Origin of the sequence: Paracoccus sp. (in: a-proteobacteria), assembly GCF_030538755.1 — a bacterium.
Classification (GTDB): Bacteria; Pseudomonadota; Alphaproteobacteria; order Rhodobacterales; family Rhodobacteraceae; genus Paracoccus.
Window position 1 is genome coordinate 170185 of record NZ_JAUNTJ010000005.1, and the last position, 7429, is coordinate 177613.

The window sequence follows — 7429 nt, forward strand, 5'->3', positions numbered from 1 at the left end:
TCCGGGGGTCCGGGGGTGGAAAACCCCCGGTGCGGCAGCGCCATAAGGCCCGGACGTGCCGCCGCTGTCCACCCCGATCAGGGCTGGACGACGACCTTTTCCGCCTCGGGCGGCAGGGCAGGGGGCCAGGGCCGGGTCGCATCGGCGGCGATCCATGCCTGCACCCAGTCGGGCAGGGCCGGGCTTTCGGGGTTTTCACCGGCGGCCTGCATCACGCGGGCCGGGGCGACGATACCCTGATCCGAGGTGACGGCGGTGCGCACCAGCATCTGGTTGCAGCACTGACCGCCCATCCACATGGATTGTTCGATGTAAAAGAACCGCTCGTCCCAGCCGATCGTCCGCGACACCATGGTAAAGCGATGAAACAGCCGGATGCGGCGGCGATAGCGCACCGAGTTGCCCGCCACGGTAATGCCCCAGCGGTTCTGGCGCAGGGTGTGGATCAGCCCGGTGCGGATCACCAGCGGAATCCGCCCCAGATCATACAGGGTCAGCGTGCGGCCGTTGTTCAGCTCGACCCAGGGGTCCAGATCCCATGGCCAGCACATATGCGTGGAAATATGTACCCCGGTCGGCGCCAGCGGCGGTGCCTTGCGATATTTCAGCAGTTCCTTGATGTAGCGAACAAAGGGATACATGATACGTCCTTTCCCACCCCGATTGGCCTGCCCGATGCGGCGGGTCAAGCCGGGACGTTAGGGAACGGGGGGTCGTGTGCCGATGAGATCAGAGATTGTCGTGGCCATTGCGGGGGCTGTGGCAGGGGCCGTTGCCACGGCTGCCATCGGCTGGCTGTTCTGGATCGGTCCTGAAATGGCCCGGCAGGATGAACGGATAGAGGCGATAAAAAACCAGATGCTGACGACCGCAGACCTGCCTGTCGGGGTTGAAAACATGCGCGGTCGTCTGGATATGCAGGATGGGCGTATCGAGGCACTGGCGCAGCGCATCAGCGATCTAGCAGCGGCGGGGCAATCGCAATCGGCGTCTTTGACCGGTCTGGCCGAACAGGACAAGGCGAATCTTGCCGCGATCGAGTCGCTGGTCCTGCGCGTGGATGCCTTGGAAAACCTGAGCCGCGATCAGACAGATGCACTGGCGGGTTTGGCGGTTTCGGGCGCGGCTGACGGGCTACAGGATCGGGGCATCCGTGTGAAATGCGCCGAGATCATGGCGCGGGCGATGGACCCGCCTTCAACCGGGCCTATCGCGGGATATCGCGATCAAGACGGCAACTGGCGCACATCAAAGGATGATGTGCGGGATATGAACATTCGGCTTTACCGTGATCTGAACTGCGGTGTGATTGCCGGGCCTGCCCCGGTGCGATAGCCAACCCATTGCGCCGAATCCGCCCTTGCACTAGGTATAGCGCGATTTTACGGCAATGGGCGTGGTGCGATGCTGGGTGCGAATGGAAAGAAGCCGCTGGTCGGGCTGGTCGGCTGGCGCGGGATGGTCGGCTCGGTTCTGATGGACCGGATGACCGAGATGGGCGATTTCGACCTGATCGAACCGCTGTTCTTTTCCACCTCGAACGCGGGCGGCGCCGCGCCGCGTGGGGATGCGCCGCTGGCGGATGCCTATGATCTGGGCGCGCTGTCGCGCTGTGATGCGATCATCACCTGTCAGGGCGGCGATTACACCACCGAGATGTTCGGTAAACTCCGCGCCGATGGCTGGAACGGGCACTGGATCGACGCGGCCTCGACGCTGCGGATGCAGGGCGATGCCGTCATCGTGCTGGATCCGGTGAACATGGATGTCATCAAGGCTGCCATGGCGCGCGGCGGGCGCAACTGGGTCGGCGGCAACTGCACCGTATCCTGTATGCTGATGGGCGTGGGCGCGCTGTTCAAGGCGGGGCTGGTGGAATGGATGTCCACCCAGACCTATCAGGCGGCCTCGGGCGGGGGCGCGCAGCACATGCGCGAATTGCTGACGCAATATGGCGCGCTGAACGGCTCGGTCGCGGATCTGCTGGCCGATCCGAAATCGGCGATTCTGGATATCGACCGGCAGGTGCTGGCGCGCCAGCAGGCGATGCTGGGCAGCGACGAATCCAAACAGTTCGGCGCGGTTCTGGGCGGCTCGCTGATCCCGTGGATCGACAAGGATCTGGGCAATGGCATGACCCGCGAAGAATGGAAGGGCATGGCCGAGACGAACAAGATCCTTGGCCTTGGTCCCGATGCGGTCGGCGGATCGAATGCCGCCGCGATCCCGGTGGACGGGTTCTGCGTGCGCGTCGGCGCGATGCGCTGCCACAGCCAGGCGCTGACCTTCAAACTGAAACGCGATGTCCCTGTGGACGAGATCGAGGCGATGATCGCCGCCGATAACGACTGGGTGAAGGTCGTCCCGAACAACCGCGAAGACACGCTGCGCGATCTGACCCCGGTGGCCGTCACCGGCACGCTGACCATCCCGGTCGGCCGCATCCGCAAGCTGGCGATGGGGCCGGATTATCTGGGCGCGTTCACCATCGGCGATCAGTTGCTGTGGGGCGCGGCCGAACCGCTGCGCCGGATGCTGCGCATCCTGATCGAGGCATAAGGGGGCACCGCCATGGTTACGCTGTATCAGGCATTGATGCTGATCCTGAACCTGATCTGGTGGGTGATGATTATCCATATCATCATGTCCTGGCTGATTAACTTTCAGGTGCTGAACCTGCGCCAGCCGCTGGTCGCCCAGATCTGGGACGGGCTGAGCCGGCTGCTGGAACCGATCTACACCCCGATCCGCAACATGCTGCCCAATACCGGCGGGCTGGATCTGGCCCCGCTGGTCGTGTTCATCATCGTCATCATCCTGCAACGCGCGCTGGTCAATAACGCGGGCTTCTTTTACGGCGTCTGATGCCGGGCGATCTGCTGCGTCAGGTCTGGGGCTTCGGCGATTTCCGCCCCGGACAAGAGGAAATCGTTCAGGCCGTGGCCGCGGGCCGCGATGTGCTGGCGATCATGCCGACCGGCGGCGGCAAGTCGCTGTGCTTTCAACTGCCTGCGCTGATGCGCGACGGGGTGACGGTGGTGGTCTCGCCGCTGATCGCCCTGATGCGCGATCAGGTCCGCGCCCTGACCGAAGCGGGCGTGGCTGCCGGTGCCCTGACCAGCGGCAACAGCGCCGATGAAAACGACGCCACAATGCGGGCGCTGTCGGAAGGGCGGCTGAAGCTGTTGTATCTGGCCCCCGAACGGCTGGCGCTGTCGGGCACCTCTGGCCTGTTGCGCCGTGCCGGAGTCACCGCCATCGCCGTGGACGAGGCGCATTGCGTCAGCCAGTGGGGCCATGATTTCCGCCCCGATTACCTGCGCATCGGCGATCTGCGCCGTTCGCTGAACGTGCCGCTGGCCGCCTTTACCGCCACAGCCGACCCCGAAACGCGGGCTGAAATTGTGCAGCGGCTGTTCGACGGCACTGATCCGGTGACATTCCTGCGCGGCTTTGACCGCCCCAACATCCGGCTGGAATTCCGCGCCAAGGATGGCCCGCGCCGCCAGATCCTCGATTTCGCACGGGCGCGGGCGGGGCAATCGGGCATTGTCTATTGCGCCAGCCGCGCGCGCACCGAAACACTGGCCGCCGCGCTGGAGGCCGAGGGTCTGCGCGCCACCGCCTATCACGGCGGCATGGAATCCGAGGCCCGCCGCACCGTCGAGGCGCGGTTTCAGCGCGAAGACGGTCTGATCGTGGTGGCGACCATCGCCTTTGGCATGGGCATTGACAAGCCTGACATCCGCTGGGTGGCCCATGCCGATCTGTCCAAAAGCATCGAGGCCTATTATCAGGAAATCGGTCGCGCGGGCCGGGACGGCGACCCGGCGGAAACGCTGACCCTGTTCGGCCCCGACGACATCCGTCTGCGCCGCACCCAGATCGACGAGGGGCTGGCCGATGCTGCCCGCAAAGAGGCCGATCACGGGCGGCTGAACGCTCTGCTGGGGCTGGCCGAGGCGATTTCCTGCCGCCGTCAGCACTTGCTGGCCTATTTCGGCGAAGACAGCGCGCCCTGCGGCAATTGCGACCTGTGCGAAACGCCGCCCGTGACCTTTGACGGCACCGATCCGGTGCGGATGGCGCTGTCGGCGATGCTGCGGACCGGAGAATGGTTCGGGGCGGGGCATCTGATCGACATTCTGACCGGCTCGGCCACGCCCAAGGTGCGCGAACGCGGGCACGCGGCGCTGCCGACCTTTGGCGTTGGCAAGGCGCTGTCCAAGGGTGACTGGCAGGCGGTGTTCCGGCAGATGATGGGGCGCGACCTGTGCCGCCCCGATCCGGCCCGCCATGGCGCGCTGCATGTGACCGCCGCCGCCCATCCGGTGCTGCGCGGCGAACAGCCGGTCATCCTGCGCCGCGACCCCGCCCCCCGCCGCGCGCTGGTGGCGGAACCGCGCGCGCTGGTCGATGACGAAGACGCGCCGCTGCTGTCCGCGCTCAAGGCGAAACGCCGCGCCTTGGCGGAATCGGCGCGGGTGCCCGCCTATGTCGTTTTCCCCGACCGCACGCTGATCGAAATGGCGCAGGCGCGGCCACAGGATCTGGACCAGATGGCGCGCATCAATGGCGTGGGCGCGAAAAAGCTGGAAAGCTATGGCGCTGCCTTTCTTGAGGTGATCGCGGGTGCCGCCGCGCCGATGCACCCCGCGCGCCGCAAACTGGCGGGTCGGGCCGAAGGCGATCTGTTCGACCGCCTGCTGGCCGCGCAAACCCGGCTGGCGCGGGGCGAGGATGGCACCGAAAAGCCGCTGTCCTGCACCCATTCCACCCTGCGCCTGATCGCCGAACGCAAGCCCGCCACGCTGGACCAGATGGCGCGGCTTCAGGGCATGGGCGATCACAAGACCGACCGCTTTGGCGCGGCGTTTCTGGATGAAATCCGGGCCGAGCCGGTATAGCGGCGCAGGCTAATTAACCTAATGCCCAGTGACGTCAGGAAATTTTTACCATTTTGCAAGTAATATATCGCCCAACCCCTGTTACGGGTGCTAATGCCTGCGGCAAGTTATCTGGTTTTGCAGAGTATGAGTGATGCGGTATCGTAAAGAAATCGACGGGTTGCGCGCGTTTGCCGTGTTGCCCGTCATCCTGTTCCACGCCGGTGCGCCGGGGTTTTCGGGCGGTTATGTCGGGGTTGACGTGTTCTTCGTCATCAGCGGCTATCTGATTACCACCATTTTGCTGGGCGAACTGGCGCGGGATGATTTCTCGATTGCGCGGTTCTATGAACGTCGGGCGCGGCGTATCTTGCCGGCGCTGTTCTTTGTCATGCTGTGCTGTATCCCGTTCGCCTGGGCATGGATGATGCCAGCCGAGGCGCGGCTGTTCGGCCGCAGCCTGATTGCGGTGGTGCTGTTCGCCTCGAACATCCTGTTCTGGAAAAGCGAAGGTTATTTTTCCGTCGCCGCCGAGCTTAACCCCTTGCTGCACACCTGGAGCCTGGCGGTCGAGGAACAGTTCTATCTGTTCTTTCCGCCGTTTCTGGCGCTGTGCTGGCGGTTCGGGCGGCAGCGGGTGTTCTGGATCATCGTGGCCGGGGCCGCAGCATCGCTGGCATTGGCGGAACTGATCGTGCATTCCAAACCCAGCACAGCGTTTTTCCTGTTGCCGACGCGGGTGTGGGAATTGCTGGCCGGGTCGATCTGCGCCTTTCTGCTGCAAGATCGCAGCGCGTGGCGGGTGCCCTTTGTCGGCTTTGCCGGGCTGCTGATGATTCTGGTGCCGGTGGCGATCTATGACCACGCGACGCCCTATCCCAGCCTGTGGACGGTGCCGCCGGTGCTGGGAACCGCGCTGATTATCCTGTTCGCACCCACGGGCACCGGCGCGGCGCGGTTCCTGTCGTGGCGGCCTTTTGTTGGCATCGGGCTGATAAGCTATTCCGCCTATCTGTGGCACCAGCCGATCTTTGCCTTTGCGCGGCTGCGCTATGTCATGGATGTGCCCTTGGCGATGATGTTGGCGCTGTCGGTTCTGTCGCTGCTGCTGGCGGCCTTTAGCTGGCGCTTTGTCGAACGGCCTTTTCGCGCCGGTGGAACGTGGCTTCCCACGCGCCGGGGTGTGTTTGCCGCCAGCCTTGCAGGCTGTCTTGCCTTTGCGATGGTCGGGGGCGGCTGGCTGAAGACCGGATCGCAAACTGCCCTGATGGCATTCGCCCTGACCCCGCCGCAGGATAGGCATGTCTGCACATTCGAATATGGCGTATCAGACGAGGCATGGGCCAGATGTCAGGCCGACCTTGGGGATCGCCCTTACTCGGTTCTGGTTGGTGACAGTCATGCCCGGCAGCTTTCCTTGTCGCTGCGCGAACAGCTTGCCACGCGCGGGCAGGGGCTGGTTTCCTTTTACGCGCTCGGCTGTCTGGTTGTGCCGGGGGTTTCTGTGCCCGAGGGCGTCCCCCGCTGCGCCGAGGTTCTGGGCGACAATGATGTGTGGAAACATGTGGCCCGGCTGAACCCTGACCATATCTACCTGATCCAACGCTGGACCAAACATATCGAGGGCGCACCCTATCGCAGCTCGCATGGGGTGACAGAGATGGCGCCGGATCGGTCGGCTCGTCTGGTCGGCGATACGTCTGACCCGGAACAGGCGCAGATCAATCTGCGCAATGCGATTGCCGATTTCATCACCCAAATCGACAAGCTGACCGTGATCGGCCCCACGCCCGAGGTCGGTGCCGATGTGGTGCGGCTGGCCGCGCTGGTGCCGTCAAAGCTGTCTTATCCCTATGCGGACTATCAGCAGCGCCATGAAAAGACCCTGCTCATGCTGCATCGCGCTGCGGATTATTTTGACCCTTCTTTGGCGATATGCCCTGATGGTCCTGATCGTCGATGTCTGCAACAGCGGGATGGGCATCTGCTTTATACGGATGATGACCATCTCAGCAGATACGGGGCCGATCTGGTTGTCTCGGCGCTGCTGGCAACGCGATGAGAATCAGGCGCATCCGGTGGGTGCGCCTTTTTCTTTGTGATCTGGCGGTGGAATCGGAGACGGGCCGGCCAGGAATCGGCCGGATTCGCGAATCCTGCGGCTGATTCCCGTGCTGATTCCGCCGATTCCGGCCTTGTCGGGGCCATGGCCACGGGGCAGCGGTGGGAATTGTGAAGATTCTGTCATAAAAATAACCATTATAAAACAGCTTGTTGCCTGAATTTTGACCGCCCGGCAGGTTTTTCCCGAATTTTCTGCTTGCGGACCCCGGCGCCAGACCCTAAATACCCCTTCACCGAACGGCGGAACACGCTGAACGGTTCGGGAAGACCTTGAAAAACAAGGGAAACCTGAAAATCTTGGAGAGAAGGCGACTTTGACGGCGCTAGGAAGTTAGCGCGGTTCAGGTTGTTTTGTTTTCGGGAATGCTTTTTGACATTGATGATGAATGAAGGGATATGCGGGCGGTTTTGTCGATTTG

The 7429-nt window shown here is 63.5% G+C and carries 7 protein-coding genes; 5 read left to right on the top strand and 2 right to left on the bottom strand.

Going from position 1 to position 7429, the window contains the following annotated elements:
• Window positions 1-77 precede the first annotated feature (77 nt).
• Window positions 78-641: a thioesterase family protein gene (locus tag Q4G14_RS05150; protein WP_303360651.1), complete on the bottom strand. Its 564-nt coding sequence runs from the start codon at window positions 639-641 to the stop codon at window positions 78-80.
• Between the two features lie 82 nt (window positions 642-723).
• Between Q4G14_RS05150 and Q4G14_RS05155 the strand changes: the two genes are divergently transcribed.
• The 5 genes from Q4G14_RS05155 (at window position 724) to Q4G14_RS05175 (ending at window position 6948) form a co-directional block, all read left to right on the top strand.
• Window positions 724-1335 carry a hypothetical protein gene (locus tag Q4G14_RS05155; protein ID WP_303360652.1) on the top strand — a complete coding sequence of 204 codons (612 nt, stop codon included), beginning with the start codon at window positions 724-726 and terminating at the stop codon, window positions 1333-1335.
• A 69-nt stretch (window positions 1336-1404) separates the two neighbouring features.
• Window positions 1405-2559, top strand: coding sequence for an aspartate-semialdehyde dehydrogenase (asd, locus tag Q4G14_RS05160; RefSeq protein WP_303360653.1), 1155 nt, complete (start codon window positions 1405-1407; stop codon window positions 2557-2559).
• Window positions 2560-2571: 12 nt separating this feature from the next.
• Window positions 2572-2865, top strand: coding sequence for a YggT family protein (locus Q4G14_RS05165; protein ID WP_303360654.1), 294 nt, complete (start codon window positions 2572-2574; stop codon window positions 2863-2865).
• Window positions 2865-4907, top strand: coding sequence for a DNA helicase RecQ (recQ, locus tag Q4G14_RS05170; protein WP_303360655.1), 2043 nt, complete (start codon window positions 2865-2867; stop codon window positions 4905-4907). Before Q4G14_RS05165 ends, recQ begins: the two co-directional genes overlap by 1 nt.
• A gap of 133 nt (window positions 4908-5040) precedes the next feature.
• The gene (locus Q4G14_RS05175) at window positions 5041-6948 is read left to right on the top strand and encodes an acyltransferase family protein (protein WP_303360656.1); all 1908 of its coding nucleotides are present in this window, start codon (window positions 5041-5043) and stop codon (window positions 6946-6948) included.
• A gap of 197 nt (window positions 6949-7145) precedes the next feature.
• Here the strand turns inward: Q4G14_RS05175 and Q4G14_RS05180 are convergent.
• On the bottom strand, window positions 7146-7429 hold a 284-nt coding region (locus tag Q4G14_RS05180), incomplete at its 5' end, for a hypothetical protein (RefSeq protein WP_303360657.1).

Excerpts from the sequence above, each read along its gene's own strand:
- Q4G14_RS05165 (WP_303360654.1), top strand. The coding sequence starts at position 2,572 with ATGGTTACGCTGTATCAGGCATTGATGCTGATCCTGAACCTGATCTGG.
- recQ (WP_303360655.1), top strand. The coding sequence starts at position 2,865 with ATGCCGGGCGATCTGCTGCGTCAGGTCTGGGGCTTCGGCGATTTCCGC.
- Q4G14_RS05150 (WP_303360651.1), bottom strand. The coding sequence starts at position 641 with ATGTATCCCTTTGTTCGCTACATCAAGGAACTGCTGAAATATCGCAAG.
- Q4G14_RS05155 (WP_303360652.1), top strand. The coding sequence starts at position 724 with ATGAGATCAGAGATTGTCGTGGCCATTGCGGGGGCTGTGGCAGGGGCC.
- asd (WP_303360653.1), top strand. The coding sequence starts at position 1,405 with ATGCTGGGTGCGAATGGAAAGAAGCCGCTGGTCGGGCTGGTCGGCTGG.
- Q4G14_RS05175 (WP_303360656.1), top strand. The coding sequence starts at position 5,041 with ATGCGGTATCGTAAAGAAATCGACGGGTTGCGCGCGTTTGCCGTGTTG.